The 25,138-nt window shown below is 69.7% G+C and carries 23 protein-coding genes and 2 tRNA genes; 17 read left to right on the top strand and 8 right to left on the bottom strand.

The window, feature by feature from the left end; translation table 11 throughout:
- Positions 1-70 precede the first annotated feature (70 nt).
- On the bottom strand, positions 71-1,777 hold the full coding sequence (locus AC3RX0_RS06420) for a SulP family inorganic anion transporter (protein WP_491505083.1): 1,707 nt from the start codon (positions 1,775-1,777) through the stop codon (positions 71-73).
- Positions 1,774-2,151 (bottom strand): ArsR/SmtB family transcription factor, encoded by a 378-nt coding sequence (locus AC3RX0_RS06415; protein WP_491505082.1) that lies wholly within the window; start codon positions 2,149-2,151, stop codon positions 1,774-1,776. Before AC3RX0_RS06415 ends, AC3RX0_RS06420 begins: the two co-directional genes overlap by 4 nt.
- Before the next feature lie 67 nt (positions 2,152-2,218).
- On the opposite strand from AC3RX0_RS06415, the gene AC3RX0_RS06410 reads away from it, so the two are divergent.
- Positions 2,219-2,734, top strand: coding sequence for a ribose-5-phosphate isomerase (locus AC3RX0_RS06410; protein WP_491505081.1), 516 nt, complete (start codon positions 2,219-2,221; stop codon positions 2,732-2,734).
- The gene (locus tag AC3RX0_RS06405) at positions 2,734-3,744 is read left to right on the top strand and encodes an Fpg/Nei family DNA glycosylase (RefSeq protein WP_491505080.1); all 1,011 of its coding nucleotides are present in this window, start codon (positions 2,734-2,736) and stop codon (positions 3,742-3,744) included. The genes AC3RX0_RS06410 and AC3RX0_RS06405 overlap by 1 nt, the downstream gene beginning before the upstream one ends.
- 62 nt (positions 3,745-3,806) lie before the next feature.
- Here the strand turns inward: AC3RX0_RS06405 and AC3RX0_RS06400 are convergent, their stop codons facing one another.
- Positions 3,807-4,292 (bottom strand): Dps family protein, encoded by a 486-nt coding sequence (locus AC3RX0_RS06400; RefSeq protein ID WP_491505079.1) that lies wholly within the window; start codon positions 4,290-4,292, stop codon positions 3,807-3,809.
- Positions 4,293-4,494: 202 nt separating this feature from the next.
- Between AC3RX0_RS06400 and AC3RX0_RS06395 the strand changes: the two genes are divergently transcribed.
- Positions 4,495-5,025, top strand: coding sequence for a gamma carbonic anhydrase family protein (locus AC3RX0_RS06395; RefSeq protein WP_491505078.1), 531 nt, complete (start codon positions 4,495-4,497; stop codon positions 5,023-5,025).
- Between the two features lie 17 nt (positions 5,026-5,042).
- On the opposite strand, the gene AC3RX0_RS06390 is transcribed toward AC3RX0_RS06395, so the two are convergent.
- Positions 5,043-5,116: transfer RNA gene (locus AC3RX0_RS06390), tRNA-Gly, on the bottom strand.
- A 231-nt stretch (positions 5,117-5,347) separates the two neighbouring features.
- Between AC3RX0_RS06390 and AC3RX0_RS06385 the strand changes: the two genes are divergently transcribed.
- The 6 genes from AC3RX0_RS06385 to clpX all read left to right on the top strand — a co-directional run bounded on the left by AC3RX0_RS06385 (position 5,348) and on the right by clpX (position 10,321).
- Positions 5,348-5,421, top strand: a tRNA-Pro gene (locus AC3RX0_RS06385).
- 72 nt (positions 5,422-5,493) lie between these two features.
- On the top strand, positions 5,494-6,924 hold the full coding sequence (tig, locus tag AC3RX0_RS06380; RefSeq protein ID WP_491505077.1) for a trigger factor: 1,431 nt from the start codon (positions 5,494-5,496) through the stop codon (positions 6,922-6,924).
- Positions 6,925-6,990: 66 nt separating this feature from the next.
- Complete coding sequence (locus tag AC3RX0_RS06375) at positions 6,991-7,491, top strand: tetratricopeptide repeat protein (protein ID WP_491505076.1); 501 nt, start codon at positions 6,991-6,993, stop codon at positions 7,489-7,491.
- Positions 7,492-7,613: 122 nt separating this feature from the next.
- A complete protein-coding gene (locus AC3RX0_RS06370) occupies positions 7,614-8,198 on the top strand; it encodes an ATP-dependent Clp protease proteolytic subunit (RefSeq protein WP_491505075.1) in 585 nt (194 codons plus the stop codon).
- A 20-nt stretch (positions 8,199-8,218) separates the two neighbouring features.
- The gene (locus tag AC3RX0_RS06365) at positions 8,219-8,896 is read left to right on the top strand and encodes an ATP-dependent Clp protease proteolytic subunit (RefSeq protein WP_491505074.1); all 678 of its coding nucleotides are present in this window, start codon (positions 8,219-8,221) and stop codon (positions 8,894-8,896) included.
- Positions 8,897-9,052: 156 nt separating this feature from the next.
- Positions 9,053-10,321: an ATP-dependent Clp protease ATP-binding subunit ClpX gene (gene clpX / locus AC3RX0_RS06360; RefSeq protein WP_491505073.1), complete on the top strand. Its 1,269-nt coding sequence runs from the start codon at positions 9,053-9,055 to the stop codon at positions 10,319-10,321.
- Positions 10,322-10,342: 21 nt separating this feature from the next.
- Here the strand turns inward: clpX and AC3RX0_RS06355 are convergent, their stop codons facing one another.
- Together AC3RX0_RS06355 and AC3RX0_RS06350 are read right to left on the bottom strand one after the other, a co-directional pair.
- A complete protein-coding gene (locus AC3RX0_RS06355; RefSeq protein WP_491505072.1) occupies positions 10,343-10,999 on the bottom strand; it encodes a class I SAM-dependent methyltransferase in 657 nt (218 codons plus the stop codon).
- Between the two features lie 18 nt (positions 11,000-11,017).
- Positions 11,018-13,072 carry a M3 family metallopeptidase gene (locus tag AC3RX0_RS06350; protein WP_491505071.1) on the bottom strand — a complete coding sequence of 685 codons (2,055 nt, stop codon included), beginning with the start codon at positions 13,070-13,072 and terminating at the stop codon, positions 11,018-11,020.
- Positions 13,073-13,177: 105 nt separating this feature from the next.
- On the opposite strand from AC3RX0_RS06350, the gene AC3RX0_RS06345 reads away from it, so the two are divergent.
- From AC3RX0_RS06345 to AC3RX0_RS06335, 3 genes are read left to right on the top strand one after another with little or no spacing between them, the layout of a single operon-like run.
- Complete coding sequence (locus AC3RX0_RS06345; RefSeq protein ID WP_491505070.1) at positions 13,178-13,777, top strand: helix-turn-helix domain-containing protein; 600 nt, start codon at positions 13,178-13,180, stop codon at positions 13,775-13,777.
- A 1-nt stretch (position 13,778) separates the two neighbouring features.
- A complete protein-coding gene (locus AC3RX0_RS06340; RefSeq protein ID WP_491505069.1) occupies positions 13,779-14,006 on the top strand; it encodes a hypothetical protein in 228 nt (75 codons plus the stop codon).
- The gene (locus tag AC3RX0_RS06335) at positions 14,003-15,340 is read left to right on the top strand and encodes an MFS transporter (protein ID WP_491505068.1); all 1,338 of its coding nucleotides are present in this window, start codon (positions 14,003-14,005) and stop codon (positions 15,338-15,340) included. Before AC3RX0_RS06340 ends, AC3RX0_RS06335 begins: the two co-directional genes overlap by 4 nt.
- Positions 15,341-15,410: 70 nt before the next feature.
- On the opposite strand, the gene AC3RX0_RS06330 is transcribed toward AC3RX0_RS06335, so the two are convergent.
- Together AC3RX0_RS06330 and valS are read right to left on the bottom strand one after the other, a co-directional pair.
- On the bottom strand, positions 15,411-15,653 hold the full coding sequence (locus AC3RX0_RS06330; protein WP_491505067.1) for a hypothetical protein: 243 nt from the start codon (positions 15,651-15,653) through the stop codon (positions 15,411-15,413).
- A 1-nt stretch (position 15,654) separates the two neighbouring features.
- Positions 15,655-18,231, bottom strand: a complete 2,577-nt coding sequence (gene valS / locus AC3RX0_RS06325) for a valine--tRNA ligase (RefSeq protein WP_491505066.1) — start codon at positions 18,229-18,231, stop codon at positions 15,655-15,657.
- A 386-nt stretch (positions 18,232-18,617) separates the two neighbouring features.
- On the opposite strand from valS, the gene AC3RX0_RS06320 reads away from it, so the two are divergent.
- The 5 genes from AC3RX0_RS06320 (at position 18,618) to AC3RX0_RS06300 (ending at position 25,137) form a co-directional block, all read left to right on the top strand.
- On the top strand, positions 18,618-19,427 hold the full coding sequence (locus AC3RX0_RS06320; protein WP_491505065.1) for an endonuclease domain-containing protein: 810 nt from the start codon (positions 18,618-18,620) through the stop codon (positions 19,425-19,427).
- A 95-nt stretch (positions 19,428-19,522) separates the two neighbouring features.
- The gene (locus AC3RX0_RS06315; protein WP_491505064.1) at positions 19,523-19,693 is read left to right on the top strand and encodes a hypothetical protein; all 171 of its coding nucleotides are present in this window, start codon (positions 19,523-19,525) and stop codon (positions 19,691-19,693) included.
- Between the two features lie 280 nt (positions 19,694-19,973).
- On the top strand, positions 19,974-23,381 hold the full coding sequence (gene ileS, locus AC3RX0_RS06310; RefSeq protein ID WP_491505063.1) for an isoleucine--tRNA ligase: 3,408 nt from the start codon (positions 19,974-19,976) through the stop codon (positions 23,379-23,381).
- Positions 23,378-24,730: a bifunctional folylpolyglutamate synthase/dihydrofolate synthase gene (locus tag AC3RX0_RS06305; RefSeq protein ID WP_491505062.1), complete on the top strand. Its 1,353-nt coding sequence runs from the start codon at positions 23,378-23,380 to the stop codon at positions 24,728-24,730. Before ileS ends, AC3RX0_RS06305 begins: the two co-directional genes overlap by 4 nt.
- The gene (locus AC3RX0_RS06300) at positions 24,727-25,137 is read left to right on the top strand and encodes a DUF4233 domain-containing protein (protein ID WP_491505061.1); all 411 of its coding nucleotides are present in this window, start codon (positions 24,727-24,729) and stop codon (positions 25,135-25,137) included. Before AC3RX0_RS06305 ends, AC3RX0_RS06300 begins: the two co-directional genes overlap by 4 nt.
- The last annotated feature ends 1 nt before the right edge of the window (position 25,138 follow it).

The following is a 25,138-nucleotide window of genomic DNA, read 5'->3' as shown; positions in this document are numbered from 1 at the left end:
ATGCTCCCGTGGGTATGGGTGGATGGATGCCGCGACCGTCGCTGCTGGCGGCGGTGACAACCTCACCAGCCTATGCTCTTCCGGTGATCCCGTTGCGCGCGATGTGCGAGCGGGCGTGATCCACGGCGTCGGCGAGCACGGCGAACAGGTGGTTGTGGTGACGCAGCGCGTCGAGGACGCCGACCGTGCGGAACAGGTCCTCGTGGCCGGGCTGGACTCCTTTGATGAGCACGGTGACACCGCGTCGCTCGAGGGTCTGGACGATGTCGCTGAGGATGTGGGCGCCGGTGGCGTCGACGAGTTCGAGCTGCGACATGCGCAGGATCACGACTTCTGCGCCGGCGACCGCCGTCACGGCGTCGAACACGCGGTCGGCGGCGGCGAAGAACAGCGGCCCGTCGAAGCGGATGACCGCGATCCTCTCGTCGCCGGGGACCGATTCGCCCTCGATGGCCTCACGGCGGATCTCGGTGGCGCGGGAGAGGTTGCGGATCGCGAAGAAGCCGGCGCAGAGCACCCCGATCACCACGGCGACGATCAGATCGACCGACACGGTCACCACGGCGGTGACGACGAAGCCGATGGCGTCCGAGCGCGTCGACCGCAGGATCGACCGCATGGTCTGCACGCGGACCATGCGCACCGCCGTGACCATCAGCACGCCCGCGAGGGCTGCGAGCGGGATGCGGCCGACGGGACCCGATGCGACCAGTACCACGGCCAGCAGGACGACGGCGTGGAACGCCGATGCGAGCCGCGTACGGCCGCCGGAACGGACGTTGACCGCCGTGCGCGCGATCGCTCCGGTCGCCGGCATGCCGCCGAACAGTCCCGAGCCGATCGACGCGATGCCCTGGCCGACGAGTTCGCGGTCGGGGTCGTAGCCGCCGGTGTCGGCCAGCGACGCCGCGACGCGCGCCGACAGCAGGGACTCGATCGCGGCGAGGGCTGCGACGGTGAGCGCGGGCATGATCAGCTGCGCCACGGTGTGCGGGTCGAGCGTCGGGAGGCTGGGGACCGGCAGCGTGCTCGGCAGCGATCCGATGACGGCCAGGGGAGCGTGCACCGCGACGGCGAGCGCGGTGACGACGACGATGCCGATCAGCGACCCGGGCAGGGCACGGTGGATCCGGGGCGCGACGACCATGACGAGCACGACCAGGACGACGGCGCCGAGCGACCACGGCAGATACGCGAGGTCGGCCGCTGCGAGCGCCTGCGCGGCGGCGATGATCGCGTTCGAGCTGTGCGCGCCCGGGCGCACCGGCTGGGGTGAGGCGATCAGCGGAACCTGCTGCATGAAGATGATGACGGCGATTCCCAGAGTGAAGCCCTCGATCACCGGCCACGGGATGAATGAGATCGCCCTTCCCATGCGCAGGACGCCCGCAGCCAGCACGATCATGCCCGCCATCACGCTGACCAGGGCGACGGCGCCGACGCCGTGGGCGGCGACGATCGGCAGCAGGACCACGACCATCGCGCCGGTGGGGCCCGAGACCTGCACGTTCGAACCGCCGAGCACCGCGGCCAGCACGCCTGCCACGATGGCCGTCACGAGCCCGGCCTCGGCGCTGACGCCCGAGCTCACGCCGAAGCCGAGGGCGAGCGGCAGGGCGACGATGCCGACGGTGAGGCCGGCGAGCAGGTCGGCGCGCCAGGTGCGTCCCAGCCGGCGGTAGTCCCGGGTGCCGGGCATCAGGCTCAGAGCCTGCAGGGCGATGCGGCGGCCGCGGGTGGGCGCAGGGGCGTCGCGCACCGGGGCGGGATCCGTCATCCGCGCGACCCGAGGGCGTCCGGCAGGGCGGCCAGCACGCGCGCATCGTCCAGCAGTGCGCCGTCGGATTCGAGGATGCCCAGCAGCAGCGCCCGCGCGACCGCGAGCAGTTCCGCCGTGCGCGGGTCGGCGAGGCGGTAGTAGACGTGGCTCGCGCGTCGCTCCGAGACGACGAGCCGGTACCGCCGCAGCACGGCGAGATGCTGGGACAGATGGGGATTCGCCAACCCCGTCTCCTGCTGCAGCACGGCCACTGAGACCTCGGGCGAGGCGGACAGCACTTCGAGGATGCGGATGCGCAGCGGGTGCGCCAGCCCCTTGAACAGGTTCGCCTTCACTTCATAGAGCGGCCGCTCTGCTTGGGATAGTGGCATAGTGAACTCACTATATCGCAGAGTCATTCTCGCGCCGCGCGCGCGACGGCCCGAATAGGATTGCGGCATGCGCATCCACATCGCGACCGACCATGCCGGGCTCGAGTTCTCCACACGGCTGCAGCACCACCTGTCGGACCAGGGGCATGAGGTCGTCGATCACGGGCCGGTCGAGTACGACGCGCTGGACGACTACCCGGCGTTCTGCATCCGCGCTGCACAGGCGGTCGTGCGCGATCAGGCGGCCGGGATCGAGACGCTCGGCGTCGTGTTCGGGGGATCCGGCAACGGTGAGCAGATCTCGGCGAACAAGGTGGCGGGCATCCGCGCCGCGCTGGTCTGGAACATCGCGACCGCCGAGCTCGCCCGAGAGCACAACGACGCCAATGTGATCGCGATCGGCGCGCGCCAGCACACGTTCGACGAGGCGGCGGCGTTCATCGACCGGTTCATCGCGACGCCGTTCTCGGCCGAAGAGCGCCACGCGCGCCGCATCGCACAGATCCGCGCGTTCGAAGAGGACGGCACGCTGTTGCCCGACCCGCGCGCAGATGTGCTGCCCGACCGGCGCTCGGGCGTCTGATGCCCGAGGGTCATTCCGTCCATCGCATCGCCCGGCAGTTCGACCGCAACATGGTCGGGCGCGAGGTTGCGGCATCCAGCCCCCAGGGGCGCTTCGTCGAGGGCGCCTCGGTGCTCTCGGGCCGGGTGGCCACAGAGGTGCAGGCTGTCGGAAAGCAGATGTTCATGTCGTTCGACGACGACGTCTGGCTGCGCGTGCACCTGGGCATCTACGGCGCGTGGGACTTCGCGGGCGAGATCCTGGTCGATCCGACGATCGCGTCGGCCAACGGGCGCATGGGACAGACGAATCAGCGCGGCACGGTTCTCGACGGCGCGGGGGACGAGCCGGTGATGGATGCCGCGGGGGAGAACTCGCTCACCTCGATCGGCGCCCCTCGGCGCACGCGGGTGCACGTGCGCATGTCGGAGCAGACGACCGGGCTCGCCGACGAGGGCGCGGCCTGGCCGCCGCCGGTGGTCGGACAGGTGCGCCTGCGGCTGCTGACCGAGCTCACGTGCGCCGATCTGCGCGGGCCCACCGCCTGTGAGCTGCAGACGCCGGACGAGATGGCCGCCACGGTCGCCAAGCTCGGGCCCGACCCGCTCGTGGGCGATCCCGCCGAGGGCGAGGCGCGGTTCGTCGCCACGGTGCGCCGCAAGCCCACGCCGATCGGGCTGCTGCTGATGGATCAGAGCGTGGTCAGCGGCATCGGCAACGTGTACCGCGCCGAGATGCTCTTCCGTGCGCGGCAGAACCCGCACACCCCGGGCCGCGACGTGCCCGTGGAGATCGTCCGGGGGCTCTGGCAGGACTGGGTGCGGCTGCTGTCGATCGGCGTCGAGACCGGTCAGATGATGACGATGGACGGGCTGGACCCGGACGCCTACCGGAAGGCGATGGCCCACCGCGACGACCGCCACTGGGTGTACCACCGAGCTGGTCTGCCCTGCCGGGTGTGCGGCACGGCGATCGTGGTCGAGGACGCCGCAGCGCGCAAGCTGTACTGGTGCCCGCGCTGTCAGGCCTGACGCGCGCGGTGTGACGCGCGAAGCCCCAGGACGGACCCGGGGGCTTCGTCATCGTCTCGCGGTCATTCGGCGAGGTGGGCGACGAGGAACCAGCGGTCCTTCTCGATGCCCTCCTTGATGCCGATGACGATGTCCTGGCTCGTGAGGTCGATCTCGTCCAGCCCGTCGATCGCCGCCTGGACGTCCGTGATGACATCGTCCATGTCGGTGATCACAGCGCGGATCATGTCCTCCCACTGCGTGAACCCGGCGGGCACCAGGGTCGGGTCGACCTGCGTGGCGATCGTCCCGAGGCGGGCGTCGATCGGAAGGCCCAGGGCGACGACGCGCTCGGCGGCCTGGTCGGCCCAGTCCTGCGCGTGCGCCACCACGGTGTCGAGCAGCTCGTGGATCGCGATGAAGTTCGCCCCGCGCACGTTCCAGTGTGCCTGCTTGCCGTTGACGGCCAGAGCCTGCAGGCCGAGCGCCACGGGGGTCAGGAACTGCGCGGATCCCGCGGCGACGGTGGGGTCGACGGCGGCGAGGGCGGTGGTGTTGGTCTTGGGCATGTCGTGACCTCCGGTTCGATACGGCAGCTTGTGTTGTTCAACGCTACGCACCGGCCCGCATTCCGCAAGCAAGCGAAGGCTGCGCTCAGCTCCGACGGCCGGCCGGGCGCCGCCGTACGTGCCGCGCGCGGAGTGAGTGCCCGCGAAACGGCAGTGGACCTCCCGTTCACACAGCCGTTCGCGGGGCGGATATCGTGGCGGCATGAGCATCGACGAAGGCGCCAGCATCCTGTCCGTCAACGGCGCGAGCCCCGCGATCGCCGAAACCGCGTTCGTCGCCGCCGGCGCCCGCGTGATCGGCGCCGTGAGCCTCGCCGAGGGCGCGAGCGTCTGGTACAACGCGGTGCTGCGCGCCGACGGCGACACGATCGCCGTGGGCGCCGGCAGCAACCTGCAGGACAACGTGTCGGTGCACGTCGACCACGGGTCACCGGTCGTGATCGGCGAGAACGTGTCGGTCGGCCACAACGCGGTCGTGCACGGCTGCACGATCGGCGACGGGTCGCTCATCGGGATGGGCGCCGTGGTGCTCAACGGGGCGAAGATCGGAGAAGGATGCCTCGTGGCCGGCGGCGCGGTCGTGCTCGAGAACGCCGAGATCCCCGCCGGATCGCTGGTCGCCGGCGTTCCGGCGAAGGTGCGTCGCGAGCTCAGCGAGGAAGAGAAGCAGAGACTGCTGGACAACGCCCGCGTCTACCGCGACGAACATCGGGCGGCGCACTCGGGGGACTGACGGCGGCGATGTGAGAGTGGAGGGGATGACGGGAATCGAACCCGCGTAATCAGTTTGGAAGACTGAGGCTCTACCATTGAGCTACATCCCCGGGTGACGCTTGCGCGACCCTGACACTCTACCGGACCGCGGCCACGCTCCCGAACACGCCGCGGCCACAGGGTGATCGCGATCCGTCGCCTCACGCACACAGACCGTCGATCTGCGTCCACGCTGGGTTGAGGCATCCCATCACACCGTCTCGGGCCCTCTCCACAGCCGGACGCGGGAATTCCGGCGCCGTCCGGTAGGCTTGTGCAGGCCGTTTCGGCGCAGAGCGCCCCGGGGCGTAGCTCAGCTTGGTAGAGCGCCCGCTTTGGGAGCGGGAGGCCGCAGGTTCAAATCCTGTCGCCCCGACGTCACGGCCCACCAGACCCAGACCTTAAGCCGACACGTCCGCGTGCCCGAACCAGAGGAGAACGAAAAGGCATGGTCACGAGCACCGTCGAACAGCTCAGCCCCACCCGCGTGAAGCTGCACATCAGCGTCACACCCGACGAGCTGAAGCCCAGCATCACCCACGCTTACGAGCACATCGCGCAGGACGTGCAGGTCCCCGGCTTCCGCAAGGGCAAGGTTCCCGCGCCGATCATCGACCAGCGCATCGGCCGCGGCGCCGTCATCGAGCACGCCGTCAACGAGGGCCTGGACGGGTTCTACCGCGAGGCCGTGAGCGAGCACGAGGTGCGCATCGTCGGCCGTCCGAGCGCCGAGATCATCGAGTGGCCGAACGAGAAGGACTTCTCGGGCGACCTGAAGGTCGAGATCGAGGTCGACGTGCGTCCCGACTTCGACCTGCCCGACTACGAGGGCACGACCGTCACGGTCGACGCCGCCGAGACCGACGAGGCCGCCGTGGACGCCGAGCTCGACCGCCTGCGCGGCCGCTTCGGCACGCTCATCACGGTCGACCGCCCCGCCAAGACCGGCGACTTCGTCGAGCTCGATCTGGTCGCCACGATCGACGACGCCGAGATCGACCGCGCCGAGGGCGTGTCGTACGAGGTCGGCTCGGGCGAGCTGCTCGAGGGCATCGACGAGGCCATCGACTCGCTGACCGCCGGTGAGGACACCACGTTCCGCTCGACGCTGATCGGCGGCGACCACGCCGGCGAAGAGGCCGAGGTCGCCGTCACGGTCAAGAGCGTCAAGGAGCGCGAGCTGCCCGAGGCCGACGACGACTTCGCCCAGATCGCGAGCGAGTTCGACACGATCGCCGAGCTGCGCACGTCGCTCGCCGAGCGCGTGAACCAGCAGGCCGTCTTCACGCAGGGCACCGCGGCACGCGACAAGCTCGTCGAGGAGCTGCTGGCACAGGTCGAGATCCCCGTTCCCGAACAGCTCGTCGAGGATCAGGTCCGCGAGCACCTCGAGCAGGAGGGTCGCCTGGAGGACGACGAGCACCGTGCCGAGGTCACCGAGGCGAGCCAGAAGCAGTTCCGCACCCAGGTGCTGCTGGACAAGATCGTCGAGAAGCACGACGTGCAGGTCTCGCAGGACGAGCTGACCCAGTACATCGTTCAGTCGGCCGCGCAGTATGGGATCGCCCCGCAGGAGTTCGTCGAAGCGCTGCAGCAGAACGGCCAGCTGCCCGTGCTGGTCGGCGAGGTCGCCCGCAACAAGGCGCTGGCGATCGTGCTGGGCAAGGTCAACGTCGTCGACACCGAGGGCAAGCCCGTCGACCTCACCGGTTTCATCGCCGAAGAGGTCGCCGAGGATGCCGCGGCCGACTCCGCTGCGGGCGAGTCCGCCGCCGACGAGACCGCCCAGTCCGAGGCCGAGCCCGCCAAGAAGGCGCCGGCGAAGAAGGCCGCCGAGAAGCCTGCCGCGAAGAAGGACGGGGTCGAGACGGCCGAGTGATCGCGGCTTGATCACACGAGGGGCGGATGCTGCGGCATCCGCCCCTCGGCGCACGAAGGAGACCTCATGGCCCATGTTCCGGATGACTGGCAGCGCCGCGTCGACGAGGTCTGGCAGGGCGGCCTCGACGACGACGCGCGGATCGCGGCGATCGACGAGCTCGCCGCCGAGCTGGGCGACACGCACCCGGTCGCGCTGTTCGAGCGCGCCGGGGCCCGCGACAGCGCGGGGCGCGAGCTCGAGGCCGAGCCGCTGTACCGGCAGGCTCTCGCGGCCGGGCTGGACCCGGTGCGACGCACACGCGCCGTGATCCAGCTGGCCAGCACGATCCGCAACCTCGGCAAGGTCGACGAGGCGCTCGCGATGCTGCGCGACGAGTACGCCGCCACGCGCGGCCAGGCGATGGCGGATGAGGCGGCGGCGTTCTATGCGCTGGCGCTGGTGTCGTCCGGCGACGCCGTGAGTGCGGCATCCATCGCATTGACGGCCCTCGCGCCGCACCTGTCGCGGTACACCCGCTCGGTCTCCGGCTATGCGGCCGAGCTGCTCGACCCGCGGCGCGAATGAGCCGTCATGACGAGGGATGCCGCGGCCTCGGCATCCCTCGCTCTCTGCCCACGGCGAACAGGCGCGGGTCGCGCATCACGCGCCGGTAGATTCGAAGGCACGCAACCGAATCAGGAGCTGGAATGGCTGAACCCCTTGTCGCGACGAGCGTCTTCGACAGGCTGCTGAAGGACCGCATCATCTGGCTGGGCTCAGAGGTGCGCGACGACAACGCCAACGAGATCTGCGCGAAGATCCTTCTTCTCGCCGCAGAAGACTCCCAGAAGGACATCTACCTCTACATCAACTCGCCCGGCGGCTCGATCACGGCGGGCATGGCGATCTACGACACGATGCAGTTCGTGCCCAACGACATCGTCACCGTCGGCATCGGCATGGCGGCGTCCATGGGACAGCTGCTGCTGACCAGCGGTACCAAGGGCAAGCGCTATATCACGCCCAACGCCCGCGTGCTGCTGCACCAGCCCCACGGCGGCTTCGGCGGCACCGCGAGCGACATCCAGACCCAGGCGCAGCTGATCCTCGACATGAAGAAGCGCCTCGCCGAGATCACCGCGGCGCAGACCGGAAAGACCGTCGAGCAGATCAACGCCGACGGCGACCGCGACCGCTGGTTCAGCGCCGACGAGGCGCTGGAGTACGGATTCGTCGACCACATCCGCGAGCACGCCGAAGACGTGCACGGCGGCGGTGGGACGAGCAAGTGACGCACGGAGGAGACCCGCTCATGTACACGCCCTCTTTCGGTCTTCCGACCTCGCCCCGCGCCCTGCAGATGCCCGGCAGCCGCTACGTGCTGCCGCAGTTCGAAGAGCGCACCGCCTACGGGTACAAGCGCCAGGACCCGTATAACAAGCTCTTCGAGGACCGCGTGATCTTCCTCGGCGTGCAGGTCGACGATGCGTCGGCCGATGACGTGATGGCGCAGCTGCTGGTGCTCGAGAGCCAGGATCCCGACCGCGACATCATCATGTACATCAACTCGCCGGGCGGCTCGTTCACCGCCATGACGGCGATCTACGACACCATGCAGTACGTGTCGCCGCAGATCCAGACGGTCGTGCTCGGCCAGGCGGCCTCGGCCGCCGCCGTGCTGCTGGCCGCCGGAGCCCCCGGCAAGCGACTCGCGCTGCCCAACGCCCGCATCCTGATCCACCAGCCCGCCGTGGGCGAGGCGGGGCAGGGCCAGGCGTCCGACATCGAGATCCAGGCGAACGAGATCATGCGCATGCGCACGTGGCTCGAAGAGACCCTGGCCAAGCACTCCAAGCGCACGCAGGAGCAGGTCAACAAGGACATCGACCGCGACAAGATCCTCTCGGCGACCGACGCCGTCGAGTATGGTCTGGTCGACCAGGTGCTGACCACCCGCAAGCGCGGGCAGAGCGCGATCACCGCGTCCTGACAGGGTGGGTCGATGGCCCCGGCATCCCGATGACGGATGCCGGGGCCCTCCGCATTCCGTCGACGGCGGCGCGTCGCAATGCGGGCGGATGTCGTCGGCTGCGATTAGGCTCGAAACATGCGGACCGGGAGTCCGTGCACACGTGAGGAGGCGCCCATGGCACGCATCGGCGAGAGTGCTGACCTGTTCAAGTGCTCCTTCTGCGGAAAGAGCCAGAAGCAGGTCGTGCAGTTGATCGCCGGGCCTGGCGTCTACATCTGCAACGAGTGCATCGAGCTGTGCAACGAGATCATCGAAGAGCGCATGGCCGAATCCGCCGACGGCGCGGTCACCGAGTTCGACCTGCCCAAGCCGCGCGAGATCTTCTCGTTCCTCGAGGAGTACGTCGTGGGGCAGGATGACGCGAAGCGGGCGCTCGCGGTGGCGGTCTACAACCACTACAAGCGCGTGCGCGCCCGCTCGACGATCCAGTCGGCCGAGCAGCGCGTCGATGAGGTCGAGATCGCCAAGAGCAACATCCTTCTGCTCGGACCGACCGGGTGCGGCAAGACGTACCTGGCTCAGACGCTCGCCAAACGCCTGAACGTGCCGTTCGCCGTCGCCGACGCCACCGCGCTCACGGAGGCGGGCTATGTCGGTGAGGACGTCGAGAACATCCTGCTGAAGCTCCTGCAGGCCGCCGACTTCGACACCGCGCGTGCCGAGACCGGCATCATCTACATCGACGAGGTCGACAAGATCGCCCGCAAGGCCGAGAACCCGTCGATCACCCGCGACGTGTCGGGCGAGGGCGTGCAGCAGGCGCTGCTGAAGATCCTCGAGGGCACGGTCGCCTCGGTGCCTCCGCAGGGCGGGCGCAAGCACCCGCACCAGGAGTTCATCCAGATCGACACCACGAACGTGCTGTTCATCGTGGCCGGCGCCTTCGCCGGGCTCGAAGACATCATCTCCGCACGCGTCGGCAAGCACGGCGTCGGGTTCGGGGCGTCGCTGCACCGCAAGGACGAGGACCTCAACCTCTTCAGCGAGGTCCAGCCCGAAGACCTGCACAAGTTCGGCCTGATCCCCGAGTTCATCGGCCGGCTGCCCGTCGTCGCGTCGGTCTCGCCGCTCGATCGCGAAGCACTGATGGAGATCCTGACCACGCCCAAGAACGCCCTGGTCAAGCAGTACCAGCGCATGTTCGAGCTGGACGACGTCGAGCTCGAGTTCGACAACGACGCGCTCGAGGCGATCGCTGACCTCGCCGTGTCGCGCAAGACCGGCGCCCGGGGACTGCGCGCGATCCTCGAGGACGTGCTCGGCCCGATCATGTTCGAGATCCCCTCGACGCAGGACGTCGTGAAGGTGGTCGTCACCCGGCCCGCCGTCGAAGAGGGCGCGGCGCCTACCCTCGTGCTGCGGCAGAAGCGCAAGAGCGCCTGACCCGGCGAGGGCGGGCTGCTCTCAGCCGACGAGCCGCGCCTGTGCGATGAGCACGCGGTCGTCCGTGCGCACCCACGTCATCGCGCGATCGATGCGCAGGCCGGCTGGAGCCAACTGCGTCGCCAGGCGGTCGAGGGTCGCGAACGGTTCATGATTGCGGGCGTAGGGCTGCTCCTGGTTCCCGAGGGCGCTGTGGCCCCCGTGCTCGTGCCCGGCGTGCGCATGCGCCGTGTGACCGGCGCTCGCGAACGTGGCCGTCACCACGTGCCCACCGGGGCGGAGGATGCGCCCCCACTCGGCGATGGCGGCAGCGGGCTCGGGAAACAGATGGATTGCGGCCACGCACGTGACGAGGTCGACCGAGTCATCGGGCAGTGGCAGGGCTGCGGCATCCGCCTGAATCCATTGCGCCGACGGCAGCTCGGCGCGGGCGACGGCGAGCATGCCCGCCGACAGGTCCACGCCGGTCACCGACAGATCGGGACGGACCTGCGCGAACGCGCGGGCGACGAGCCCCGTTCCGGTCGCGACATCCACGAGCGCGCCGCCGTCCGATGCGGTCGCGAACCGCGCGACCGAAGCGGCCAGCAGATGGTGCATGATGCTGTCGTCGTAGGACGGCGCACGCTCGTCGAATGCCGCCCGTACCGCGCCGCGCTGCTCGTCTGCTGTGTTCATGCCCACTGGCCGACCCGGTCAGTCGACGAGACCGCGGCGCTCGAGCAGCGGGCGGATGTCGGCGGCGCGGCCGCGGAAGTCGCGATACGCCTCGAGCGGGTCCTTCGATCCACCGACGCCCAGCAGTCGCTCGCGGAAGCGGTCGCCGTTCTCGCGGGTGAGTCCGCCGTTCTCGCGGAACCACTCGACCGTGTCGGCGTCGAGCACCTCGCTCCAGATGTACGAGTAGTACCCGGCGCTGTAGCCGCCCGAGAACACGTGCTGGAAGTACGTCGACGAGTAGCGCGTGGGCACCGCCGGGTTGTCGAGGCCGATGCCGGCGAGGGCGGATGCCTCGAACCCGACGACGTCGATGTCCACCGCCGCCTCGTCGGCGGTGAGCGTGTGCCAGGCCTGGTCGAGCCAGGCCGCGGCGAGGTACTCGCTCGTGGCGAACCCCTGGTTGAACGTCTCGGTGGACTGGAGCGTGTGGACGACGTCGGCCGGCAGCGGCTCGCCGGTCTCGATGTGCCGGGCGTAGTTGTCGAGGATCTCGGGCCAGAACACCCACATCTCCTTGACCTGGCTGGGGAACTCCACGAAGTCTCGGAACACGGCCGTGCCCGAGAAATGCGGGTACGTCACCGTGGCGAAAAGGCCGTGCAGCGCATGGCCGAACTCGTGGAAGAGCGTGTTCACCTCGTCGAGCGAGAGCAGTGTCGGCATCCCCTCGGCGGGCTTGGAGACGTTGAGGTTGTTCACGACGACCGCCTTCGTGCCGCGCAGCGCGGACTGGTCGACGATCGAGTTCATCCAGGCGCCGCCGCGTTTGGTGTCGCGCGTGTACAGGTCCAGCACGTACAGTCCCTGTGCCGACCCGTCGGCGTTGTGGACCTCGAACACCCGCGCCTCGGGGTGGTAGGCCTGCAGGTCGTCGCGCTCGGTGAACGTGACGCCGTACAGGCGGGTGGCGGCGTAGAACACGCCGTCCTTGAGCACGCGCTCGGCCTCGAACCACGGCCGCAGCGCGGCGGTGTCGATGGCGTACTCCGCCTGGCGCACCTTTTCGGTGTAGAACGCCCAGTCGTGGGCGGCTACGTCGAACGAGCCGTCGCAGTCGACCGCGGACTGCAGCGCCGCCTGCTCTCGCTGGGCATTGCGAGCCGCGGGCACCGCGAGCCGGTGCAGCAGATCGCTGACCGCCTGCGGGTCGCCCGCCGTCTCGTCCGCGGTGACGTACGCGGCGTGCGACGCATAGCCGAGCAGGGCGGCGCGCTCGGCGCGCAGCCGGACGATCCGCAGCAGCACGTCCCGGTTGTCGTTCGCGTTGCCGCGGACCCCGCGCTGTCGCGACGCGGTCATGATCCGCTCGCGCGTCGCGCGGTCGCGCAGCGACGCGAGGTAGGGGTGGCCGGTGAACAGCGGCAGGGTCACGAGGTATCCACCGTCCAGGCCCCGGTCCGCCGCCGCCTGCGCCGCCGCCGACAGCTGGCCGTCGCTGAGTCCCTCGAGGTCCGCCACGTCGTCGGTGTGCACGGCGAGGTCGTTCGTATCGGCCAGCAGGTTCTTGTCGAACGTGGTGGTCAGGGTGGACAGCTGCGTGTTCAGCTCGGTCAGGGTCGCCTTCGCCTCGTCGTCGAGGCCGGCACCGGCGTGCGTCATCTCGCGGTACCAGCGCTGCACCAGGTAGCGCTGCTCGGCGTCCAGGTGCTCGGCGTCCAGGTGGTCATGCAGGGTCTTGATGCGTGCGTAGAGAGCACCGTCGAGCATCACGGCGTCCTGGTGGGCGGCCATCAGTGGTGCGAGCTTGTCTTCGATCTGCTGGATCGGCTCGGTCGCGTCCGCTGACGAGACGGTGTAGAACGCCGACGCGATGTCGTGCAGCAGCCGACCGCTCGTCTCGAGGGGCACCATCGTGTTCTCGAACGTGGGCATCGAGCGGACGCGGGTGATCGCGCCGATCTCCTGCAGGTGCTCGTCGAAAGCGACGTCGAAGGCCGGCAGGTAGTGCTCGGGACGGATCCGTGCGTAGGGCGGCAGCCCGTACGGAAGGGGACTGGGAGACAGGAGGGGGTTGGCCGAGGCATCCGTCATGCCTCCAGCGTAATGGGCCGAGCGATAATGCAAAGAAGCACTTGCAAAGAACCTATTGCAAAGAAGTACTTGCAAAGACTCATTCGCAAAGGTATCTTTGCATTCATGAGCGAGAACGAGACACCCGATGCCGGAACCCGCCCGCAGCGTGTGGTCGAGGGGAACGCGCTGCGGGCGCTCGCGCATCCCCTGCGCGTGCAGATCTACGACATCCTGTCGCAGTACGGGCCGCAGACGGCGAGCAGTCTCGCGCAGATGACGGGCGAGTCGACCGGGTCGACCAGCTATCACCTGCGGGCGCTGGCCAAGCACGACCTCATCCAGGAGGTCGAAGGGCGGGGCAACGCCCGTGAACGCTGGTGGGAGCGGCCGCGCGGATCGGTGTCGTTCGGCAGTTCGGAAGGGCTGAAGACGCCGTCGGGCCGTGCCGCCACCCAGGTGGTCATGACCGAGTTCTTCAACCGCCGCCACCAGCAGTTGATGCAGTTCATCGCCCAGGGCATCGCCCACCCCGATGACGAGGCCACGTCGATGATCACCACCGCGACCGCGCGCCTCACCGACGAGCAGATGGGCGAGCTGAGCCAGCGCGTGATGGCGGTGATCGACGAGTTCGTCGTCGCCTATCGAGACCAGACCGGAGACGGCGTGCGCACGGTGAGCATCCGCGCCGACGTCTTCCCCCTCCCCGAGGAAGGACACTGACATGACCGCTCTGACCACCCGTCCCACCCCGACCACGTCACTGTCCGGTGCGCCGACCTTCACCGAGCGCGTGCTGCTGGGGATCGCGGAGACGCTCGAGACCGCCGCCCGGCGTCGCATGCAGCGCCGACAGCACGAGGCCGAGCGACTCGCGTCCGGGGCGATCGACATCGCCGACGCGCGACGTGCCCACGTGATCGACGCCTATCGCGGGCAGTTCCTGCGATGAACACGCCGAGGCCGACGCGGCCGCATGGCCGCGTCGGCCTCGGGCGTCCGTTCGGCACGCTGTTCGGCGCCGCGGCCTTCAGCAATCTCGCCGACGGCCTGGGCCGCACCGCGGTGCCCCTGATCGCGACCACGCTGACGCGCGATCCGGTCGCCATCTCGCTGGTCACGGCGCTGGCCTTCCTGCCCTGGCTGGTCTTCGGCCTGCCCGCTGGGATGATCGTGGACCGCTGCGACCGCCGGCACGTGATGGCGTGGGCCAACGCGATCCGCGGGGCGGTGGCGCTCGGACTGTCGATCATGACCGTCACCGGAACGCTCACGTTCTGGGCGCTGCTGGCCGGCATCCTCGCGTTCGGGATCGGCGAGACGCTGTTCGACAACGCGACCAACGCCGTCATACCGTCCCTCGTCGCGCGGCACCGGCTCGACCGGGCCAACGGCCGCATCCAGGCCGCGCAGATCACGATCGACAGCTTCGTGGCCACGCCGATCGCCGGCGTGCTGTTCGCGATCGCCCTGGCCCTGCCGCTGTGGATCGGCGCCGTCGGGTACCTCGTGCCGATCGTGCTCGCCCTGATGCTGCCGGTGTCGGCGGCGCGCGCCCTGCACGACGACGGACGCGGGCCGGCGTCCGTGCCGGATGCGGGGATGGATGCCGCTTCCGCCGGGCGGGATCGCTCCAGCGCGAGGGCCGCCATCGCGTTCTTGTGGCATCACCGCTACCTGCGGGCGATGATCCTGTTCACCTCCGTCGTCGGGTCGTGCCTCTCGTTCGCGCAGGCTGTGACCGTGCTCTTCCTGCTCGACCATCTGCACGTCGCCCCGGCTGCGATCGGCTTCGCGACAGCGGGGATCGGTGCCGGCGCCCTGCTGGGCTCTCTGGTCTCGGCGCGTATCGTCGCCCGGGTGGGCCGCGGGCCGGTGATGCTCGCCGCGAACCTGCTGGTCGCCGTGGGATTCGTGCTCACGGGACTGGCCCCCGAGGTCTTCAGCGCCGTTGCCGCGTATGCCGCGGCCGCGTTCGCCGTGTCGCTGTGGAACGTGCCGTGGGGCGCGCTGCGCCAGCAGATCATCCCGGGCTACCTGTTCGGGCGCGCCCTGGGCATCTCGCGGATGCTGACGTGGGGGATCTACCCGCTGGCGACGCTGCTGGGCGGCTGGGTGTCGCGGTTCGATCTGCGTCTGCCGTTCATCGTCGCCGGCGGGGTGGTGCTGGTGGCGGCGCTGGCCTCGTGGCGGCTGCTGATCCACGGCACGAGAGCCGCCGGGGCCGAGTCGGATGCCGCGGTACCACCGATGACCGACCGCGCCGCGGCGCCGCCCGTGACCTGAGCACCCGGCCTCCTGTGGGCGGTCGCGCCCACAGGCACGCGGGCGAGGCCACCCGAGGAGACGCCGCGCCCTACCCGAACTCGTCTTCGTCGTCGTGGCGCACGACCACCCGTCCGGTGTGGTCGACCGTCACGACGATGCCGAGGTCGAGCTCGGCGACCGGCCGCCCTTCGAGCCAGGTGAGGGTCCACCGGGCGACGCCGAGCTCGCCCGCCGGCAGATCGGCCTCGACGGCGCGCAGCTGCGCCACGAATTCGTCGGCGAGGCGGGCGGGGGGATCCCCGCCCGCGTTCCACCGGGTGCCCAGCTGCACGTCAGGCCTCCTGAGCGACCAACTCGATGTCCGTGACGGTCAGCTCGTCGGCCTCGGCGTAGGAGATCTCCTCGATCCGGCCCACCGCCTTGAGATCGCCCTCGGCCAGACGGATCGCGGCGATGGCCGCCGCCGGGCCTGCGATCGTCACGTGGGCGACGGGGGTCTTCTGCGAGGCCTTGGCCTCGGTCTTCGCGCGACGGATGCCCACCAGGGCAGCTCCGACGCTGGACAGCACCGCGGCCTCGCCCTCGATGGCCAGCGGCTCGGGCCAGGCGGCACGGTGGATCGAGCCCTGCTCAAACCACGACCACGCCTCTTCGGTCGCGAACGCCAGCACCGGGGCGAGCAGGCGCAGCAGGGCCGACAGGGCGAGGCGCAGCGCGAGCGCGGCCGAGGCCTGGCCGACGTCGGCGCGGTCGTACGCGCGCTCCTTGACCAGCTCGAGGTAGTCGTCGCAGAACGTCCAGAAGAACGACTCGGTGACCTCGAGCGCCTTGGCGTGGTCGTACGCCGCATACGCCTTGGTGGCCTCGCGCACGACGTCGTCCAGCGTCGCCAGCATCGAGGCATCCAGCGCATGCGTCACCGTGGCGCCCTCGGGCACCGGGAACGACAGCACGAACTTCGCGGCGTTGAGCACCTTGATCGCCAGGCGCCGGCCGATCTTCACCTGCGTGGGGTTCTGCGGATCGAAGGCGGCGTCGGCGCCGAGCCGGCTCGAGGCCGACCAGTACCGCACCGCATCGGTGCCGTGCGCGTCGAGGATGTCGGCGGGAGTGACCACGTTGCCCTTCGACTTCGACATCTTCTTGCGGTCGGGGTCGACGATGAAGCCGCTGATCGCGGCATCCGTCCACGGCGCGCGGCCGTCCTCGAGGGCGCTGCGCACCATGGTCGAGAACAGCCAGGTGCGGATGATGTCCTGCCCCTGCGGGCGCAGGTCGAACGGGGCGACGAGATCCCAGAGCTCGTCGTCGCGCTGCCAGCCGCCGGCCAGCTGCGGCGTGAGCGACGAGGTGGCCCAGGTGTCGAAGATGTCCTTCTCGGCGTCGAAGCCGCCGGGCACGCCGCGCTGGTCCGCTGTGTACCCGGGGGGCACGTCGGTCGTGGGGTCGATCGGCAGCGTCGCCAGGTCGGGGATCAGCACGCGCTCGTAGTCGCGCTCGCCGTTCTCGTCGAGCGCGTACCAGAGCGGGATCGGCACGCCGAAGAACCGCTGACGCGAGACGAGCCAGTCGCCGGTGAGCCCGTTGGTCCAGTTCTCGTACCGCACGCGCATGAAATCGGGATGCCACGACATGCCCTGACCGAGCGCGATGAGCTTGTCGCGCAGCGCCTCGTCACGGGCCCCGTTGCGCAGGTACCACTGGCGGGTCGAGACGATCTCGAGAGGGCGGTCGCCCTTCTCGTAGAACTTCACCGGGTGGGTGAAGGGCTTGGAGACCTCCTTGAGGTCGCCCGACTCGGCGAGCAGCTCGACGATGCGCTTCTTGGCGCTGAAGACGGTCTTGCCCGCGAGCTCGGCATACGCCGCCTTCGCGGCATCCGTCACCATCGCCTCGGGCGCCTCGGCGATCACGCGGCCGTCCTTGCCCAGGATCGTGCGGTTGGGCAGCTGCAGCTCGCGCCACCAGATGATGTCGGTCACGTCGCCGAACGTGCAGATCATGGCGATGCCCGACCCTTTGTCCTGCTGGGCCAGCGGGTGGGCCAGGACCGGCACCTCGACGTCGAACAGGGGCGTGCGCACGGTCGAGCCGAACAGCGGCTGGTAGCGCTCGTCGTCGGGGTTGGCCACCAGTGCCACACACGCGGGCAGCAGCTCGGGGCGCGTAGTCTCGATCAGCACGTCGCCGCCACCGTCGGTGCGGTGGAACGCCACCCGGTGATAGGTCGCCTGCTGGTCGCGGTCCTCGAGCTCGGCCTGCGCGATCGCGGAGCGGAAGTCGATGTCCCACAGCGTCGGGGCCAGGGCCTGGTAGGCCTCGCCTCGCTCGAGGTTGCGGAGGAACGCCAGCTGGCTGGTGCGGATCGTGTGGTCCGAGATCGTACGGTACGTCTGCGTCCAGTCCACCGACAGGCCCAGCTGGCGGAACAGGTCCTCGAACTGCTTCTCGTCCTCTTCGGTGAGCGTCTCGCACAGCTCGATGAAGTTGCGGCGGCTGATCGGCACCTGGTCGGCGGGCTTCAGGCTCTTGGCGTCACCATGGAACGGCGGGGTGAAGCCGGCGTCGTACGGCAGCGACGGGTCGCAGCGCACGCCGTAGTAGTTCTGCACGCGCCGCTCGGTCGGCAGGCCGTTGTCGTCCCAGCCCAGCGGGTAGAAGACCGTCTTGCCGCTCATGCGCTCGAAGCGCACCTTGATGTCGGTGTGCGTGTAGCTGAACACGTGGCCGATGTGCAGGCTGCCCGATGCCGTCGGAGGGGGAGTGTCGACCGAGAAGACCCCGGCACGGCCCTTGGCCTTGGCGGCGTCGCGGTCGAACAGATACGTTCCCTGCTGGCGCCAGGCGGCATCCCACTTGGACTCGAGACCCTCGAGGGCGGGCTTGTCGGGAATCTGCGCGTCGGACATGAAGGTCTCCTTGAGCGATGTATGCGGCACCGTGTGAGCGTGCCTGAGTGTGGGATGTGCAGCCATCTTACAGGGCGCGGCGCGGCCATCAGCTGCGGACGGCCGCGGCATCCCGGCCCTCGACGGTCGCGGCATCCCGGCCCTGGACGGCCGCGGCATCCCGGCCCTCGCGCGAAGCGAGGGGATCTGACGAAACGAGGAGCGAAATGCCGATTTCGGCCCTCGTTTCGTGAGATCCCCTCGGCTCAGGCGAGGACGCGGCGTCCGGCGCGGGCGAGTGCGGCGGCTCCTCCCCAGAAGGCACGGTTCGGCGGATCGGTGCGTTCCGTCCACAGATCGGCGTCGAACCGTCCGTGCGAAGGGAGATCACCGGCATCCTCGTCCTCATGAGCACACGAGTGGATGCCGTCGTCCGAGCGGTCCGCAGCGCCGGGGGAATCGTCCGCAGCCGACGGCTCGTCCACGACGGCCTGTCGACGCACGATATCGCGGCCGCCGTGGGCAGCGGCCTTCTGGTGCGTGAGCGCCGCGTGTGGGTGACGACGCCGGATGCCGACCCGACCTTGCGATTCGCGGCGCGCCACGGCGTGGTCGTCACGTGTGTCACGCAGGCCAAGCGGCTGGGGCTGTGGGTGCTCGAAGAGAGCGGGATCCATGTGGCCTGCCATCCGCACGCCGGGTGTGTGAAGCCGCCGAAAGCGGTACTGCATCGGCCGTCGCCTGTCGTTCCGCGTGATCCGAATGCGCTGGTCGATGGCATCGAGGTCGTGCTGCAGACTGTCGCGGCGTGCCAGCCGTACGAAGCGGCGCTGGCCGTGTGGGACAGTGCCCTCAACCAGGGCCTGATCGACACGTCGGCGCTGCGGCGCCTCGCGCTGACGGGGCAGGCGCTTCAATTGCTCGACGATGCGAGCCCGTTCCGCGATTCGGGCCTCGAGACGTTCATCGAGCCGCGGCTGCGGTGGCTGCGGCTGCCGATCCGGTCGCAGATCTGGCTGTTCGGCCACCGCGTGGACCACCTGATCGGCGAACGGCTGGTGCTGCAGATCGACGGCGGCCACCACGTCGGCGCCCAGCGCGCTTCGGATGTCACGCACGACGCCGAGCTCACGCTGCGCGGCTATCACGTCATCCGGGTCACGTACGACCAGGTCGTCAACCAGATCGTGCGTGGTCGGCGCGTCGAGCCATGGTGACCAGGCTATCGGCGGCCGCTGACGCGGCCATCCTCGCTTCACGCGAGGGGATCTCATGACGCGAGGACCGGATGCGCGGTTTCGATCCTCGTTTCGTGAGATCCCCTCGCCTCGGGCGAGGAGTGGCGCGCACACATCCCGCCAGATGCGCCGAAGTCGTCGACGAGGCGTACAACCGCACCCTGCTGGTCACGACTCCCGAGGGCGCGAAGCTGTGGATCAACGGCGCGGCATCCGATCTGCACGGGTGCCGCTGCGAGGACTGACGCGAGCTCGACAAGGCGCGCCGCCGAGACCGCGTAGAATGGCCGCACAGACATCGATCCGGTCATCACCGGGGAGTCTTCGGAAGAACGGCAGCGCTCCTGTGTGGCACTGCCCACTAGAACCGAACGGGTCAGGCCCGTCACAGCCGCAGTGAGAGTGGTCGGAGCGCACGCCGCACAGCGGGCGGTTCGGCAACGCAGGGTGGTACCGCGGTCCGCGAGGATCGTCCCAGCAGCAGCAACAACGGCAGCACCACCACCACACACACTGCGAGACCCGATGACCTATCCCCGCGAATCCGCCTTCGGCCCTGCCGCCGAACCCGTCGTCCCGAGCCCCCGGTTCCCTGCGATCGAGCGCGACACGCTCGACTTCTGGCAGCAGGATGACACCTTCCGCGCGTCGATCGCACAGCGCGACGGCGCCGAGGAGTGGGTCTTCTACGACGGGCCGCCGTTCGCGAACGGCCTGCCGCACTACGGGCACCTGCTCACCGGCTATGCCAAGGACCTCTTTCCGCGGTTCCAGACCATGCGCGGCAAGAAGGTCGACCGCGTGTTCGGGTGGGACACGCACGGCCTTCCCGCCGAGCTCGAGGCGATGAAGCAGCTCGGCATCACCGAGAAGGACGAGATCGAGCGGATGGGCATCGCGACCTTCAACGAGAAGGCGCGCGCCTCGGTGCTCGAATACACGCACGAGTGGCAGGACTACGTCACCCGTCAGGCGCGCTGGGTCGACTTCGAGCGCGGTTACAAGACCCTCGACATCTCGTACATGGAGTCGGTGCTCTGGGCGTTCAAGACCCTCTACGACAAGGGCCTGGCCTACGAGGGGTACCGCGTGCTGCCGTACTGCTGGCGGGACGAGACCCCGCTGAGCAACCACGAGCTGCGCATGGACGACGACGTCTACAAGATGCGCCAGGACCCGTCGGTGACCGTCACGTTCCCGCTGACGGGCGAGAAGGCCGCGGCCCTCGGGCTCACCGACGTGCGCGCCCTGGCCTGGACCACCACGCCGTGGACGCTGCCGACTAACCTCGCGCTCGTGGTCGGCCCCGGCATCCGCTACGCCGTCGTGCCGGCCGGGCCCGCCGGCGCGCGCGACGGCGGCGACCACCGGTACCTGCTGGCCGCGGACCTGCTGCCGGGGTACGCGAAGGACCTCGGGTACGAGACGGCGGATGCCGCGGCCGCCGCGGTCGAGAAGACCCTCGTCGGCGCCGACCTGGCCGATGTGGCGTACGACCGGCTGTTCGACTACTACGCCGACACCGAGACGTGGGGGACGCAGAAGGCGTGGCGCATCCTCGTCGACGACTACGTCACGACCACCGACGGCACCGGCATCGTCCACCAGGCTCCCGCGTACGGCGAGGACGACCAGCGGGTCACCGAAGCCCACGGCATCCCGGTCATCCTGAGCCTGGACGACGGCGGGCGCTTCCTGCCCCAGGTGACGGACGTGGCCGGCCAACTGTGGATGGACGCGAACCGTCCGCTGATCCGCCTGCTGCAGCAGGGCGGGCGCCTGCTGCGCGAGCAGAGCTACGAGCACTCGTACCCGCACTGCTGGCGCTGCCGCAACCCCCTCATCTACCGGGCGGTCTCGAGCTGGTTCGTGCGCGTGACCGACTTCAAGGACCGCATGCTTGCGAACAACGAGCAGATCGAATGGGTGCCCGAGAACGTCAAGCACGGGCAGTTCGGCAAATGGCTCGAAGGCGCCCGCGACTGGTCGATCAGCCGCAACCGGTACTGGGGCTCGCCGATTCCGGTGTGGCGCAGCGACGACCCCGCCCACCCGCGCATCGACGTGTACGGGTCACTCGCCGAGCTCGAGCGCGACTTCGGCACGCTGCCGGTCGGTCCCGACGGCCAGGTGGACCTGCATCGTCCGTACATCGATGCGCTGACGCGGCCGAACCCCGACGATCCCACGGGCAAGAGCACGATGCGCCGAATCGAGGACGTGTTCGACGTCTGGTTCGATTCCGGTTCGATGCCCTACGCCCAGGTGCACTACCCGTTCGAGAACCAGGAGTGGTTCGACACGCACTCGCCGGCCGACTTCATCGTCGAGTACATCGGGCAGACCCGCGGCTGGTTCTATCTCATGCACGTGCTGTCGACGGCGCTGTTCGACCGGCCCGCGTTCACCGGGGTCAGCTGCCACGGCATCGTGCTGGGCAGCGACGGGCAGAAGATGTCGAAGTCGCTACGCAACTACCCCGACGTGTCGGAGGTGTTCGACCGCGACGGGTCCGACGCGATGCGCTGGTTCCTGATGTCGAGCTCGGTGCTGCGCGGCGGCAACCTGATCGTCACAGAAGAGGGCATCCGCGCGGGCGTGCGCGAGTTCCTGCTGCCACTGTGGAACGCGTGGTACTTCTTCGCGACGTATTCGAACGCCGCTACCGCTGGTGGCGCGAATGCGCCCGGCGGGTACGAGGCGCAGTGGCGCACCGACTCGACCGACGTGCTCGACCGGTACATCCTGTCGCTCACCGGGCGGCTGGTGGCCGACGTCGCCGCCGACCTGGAGGGCCTGGACTCGACCACCGCCACCGAGCGGCTGCGCGATTTCGTCGAGGCGCTGACCAACTGGTATATCCGCCGCTCCCGCGACCGCTTCTGGGTGGGGGTGGATGCCGCCCACCCGCGCACGACCGAAGCCTTCGACACGCTCTACACGGTGCTCGAGACGCTCTGCCGTGTGGCGGCGCCGCTCATCCCGCTCGTGTCCGAACGCGTGTGGCAGGGCCTCACGGGCGAACGCAGCGTGCACCTGACCGACTGGCCCGACGCCTCGGCCTTCCCGCCGGCCGTGGAGATCCGTCAGGCGATGGACGCGGTGCGCGAGGTGTCCAGCGTGGCCAACGCGCTGCGCAAGAAGGAGGGCAAGCGGGTGCGGCTGCCGCTCGCGCGGCTGACCGTCGTGGTGCCGGATGCGGCATCCCTCGCCCCCTACGAAGAGATCCTGCGCGACGAGCTGAACGTCAAGGCCGTCGAGCTGGTCGACCTCGGCGAGGGCACCGCGGGCGAGTACGGCATCACCCACCGGCTCTCGGTGAACGCTCGCGCCGCCGGCCCGCGTCTGGGCAAGCGGGTGCAGCAGGTGATCCAGGCCGCGAAGGCGGGGGACTGGTCCGAGACCGACGGCACGGTGACCGCCGGAGGCATCGCCCTGGAACCGGCCGAGTACGACCTCATGCTCGAGACGACCGGCCGGCCGGACGGCGAAGCGCTCGCGCTGGTGCCTGCGGGCGGCTTCGTGCTGCTCGAGACCGCGACCACGCCCGAGCTCGAGGCCGAAGGGCTGGCGCGCGACGTCATCCGTGCCGTGCAGGACTCCCGCAAGGCCGCCGGCCTCGACGTGAGCGACCGCATCCGTCTGCAGCTGCTGTTCGCAGACGCCGGCGACGGGGATGCCGTCGCGGCGGCGTTCGAGATCGCGGACGTCGCCGGTGAGACGCTGGCGGTGGAGCACGACCTGAAGGTGGTCGGGCGCGACGCCCTGCTGGCCGAGGATCTGGCCGAGCAGCCCAACAGCTGGACGGCCGAGACGCTCGCCGGGGTCGCGTTCGAGCGGACCGCACAGCACGTCGCGTCGTTCACCGCGCGCGCGTTCGCCAACACCGGCCCGTTCTGGGTCGCCGTCACGAAGGTCGAGGCATCCGCATGAACGATCGCGAGCGCGCCGACGCCGTCTACGTCGAGCTTCTCAAGCGTCAGGGCGAGCGCTGGGTGCAGCCGCGCGTCGAGCGCACCCGCCGTGTGCTCGAACTGCTCGACGACCCGCAGCGCACGTACCGCGTGGTGCACATCACGGGCACCAACGGCAAGACCTCGACCGCGCGCATGATCGAGAGCCTGATCCGCGCGCACGGGCTTCGCACCGGGCTGTTCACGAGCCCCCACCTGGAGCGGTTCACCGAGCGCATCATGATCGACGGCGCACCGGCCGACGACGGCGCGGTGGCCGATGCGTGGGACGAGATCGAGCCGTTCCTGTCGATCGTCGACGCCGAGCTCGCCTCCATCGGCGACGCGGCGCTGACGTTCTTCGAGATCCTGACGGTCCTCGCCTTCGTCGTGGCCGCCGATGCGCCCGTCGACGTGCTGGTGCTCGAGGTCGGCATGGGCGGGTCGTGGGATTCGACGAACACGGCCGACGGCGACGTCGCCGTGTTCGCACCGGTCGCCATGGACCACGCCGACCGCCTCGGAGCCACGATCGAAGAGATCGCAACCGTCAAGTCCGGCATCATCAAGGACGGTGCCGCGGTCGTCTCGGCCCGGCAGACCCCCGAGGCCGAACGCGTGCTGCGCGCGGCCGCCGCCGCGCACGACGCCACGATCGCCTTCGAGGGCGACGAGTTCGCCCTCGTCGAGCAGCGACTGGCGGTAGGCGGCCAGCAGATCGTCGTGCGCGGCCTCGGCGGGACGTACGAGGCGGCGTATCTGCCGCTGTACGGAGCGCATCAGGGCTTCAACGCGGCCTTGGCGATCGCGGCCGTCGAATCGCTGATCGGCCAGGCCTCGGCATCCATCCCCGCCGACATCCTGGCCGAGGGACTGGCCGAGGCGACTTCGCCCGGCCGGCTGCAGCTGGTCGGAGCCGCTCCCACCGTGCTGGTGGACGCCGCGCACAACCCGCACGGTGCGCACGCATTGGTGGCCGCGCTCAAGGAGTCGTTCGACTTCGACGAGTGGGGTGTCGTGTTCGGCGTGTTCGCCGACAAGGACGCTCCGGGCATCGTCGCCGAGATCGCGCCGATCGCCGCGCACGTGTTCGCGACCTCGCCGGTCTCGGAGCGGGCGCTGGACGCCGACGCCGTCGCCGACCTCGTCGAAGGGGCGGGCGTGCCGGTGACCGTCCACCCCGACCTCGCGGACGCCGTCGACGCCGCCCGTAAGTGGGCCGCGTCGTCCGACCGCCGCGCGGTCGTCATCGCCGGCTCGATCGTCCTCGCAGGACAGGCCCTCACGCTGGCCAAGGACGAGGATTGGAAGGCGGGGTGGTCGTCGTGACCGAACCGGCGCGCGCGCCGCGCCCCCGACGCAGTCGCGGGGCGGCGGAGTCGCTCGGTCAGATCGTGCTCGTGTTCGAGTCGATCATCGTGTTCCTGGCGGGCCTCGCCGTCTTCGGCCTGAAGGCGCTGCCGCCGTCGATCCCCGATTGGTGGGGAATCGTGGGCGGCGCCGTCGTGGCTGTGCTGATGCTCGCTGTGGCCGGGCTGCTGCGGCACCGCTGGGGCATCGTGCTGGGATGGGTGCTGCAGGCGGTCGTCGCGCTGTCGGCGATCCTGGTGCCGGCGATCCTGTTCGTCGTCGTGGTTTTCGGCGGCATGTGGGGGTATGCGACCATCAAGGGTGCGTCGCTGGACCGGCGCAACGCCCGACTCATGCGAGAAGAAGATTCTGCGAACGGAGATTGAC

This window comes from Microbacterium sp. W1-4-2, assembly GCF_058349885.2.
Note: the sequence above shows the minus strand (reverse complement) of the source record. Positions and strands in the feature narration are given on the sequence as shown.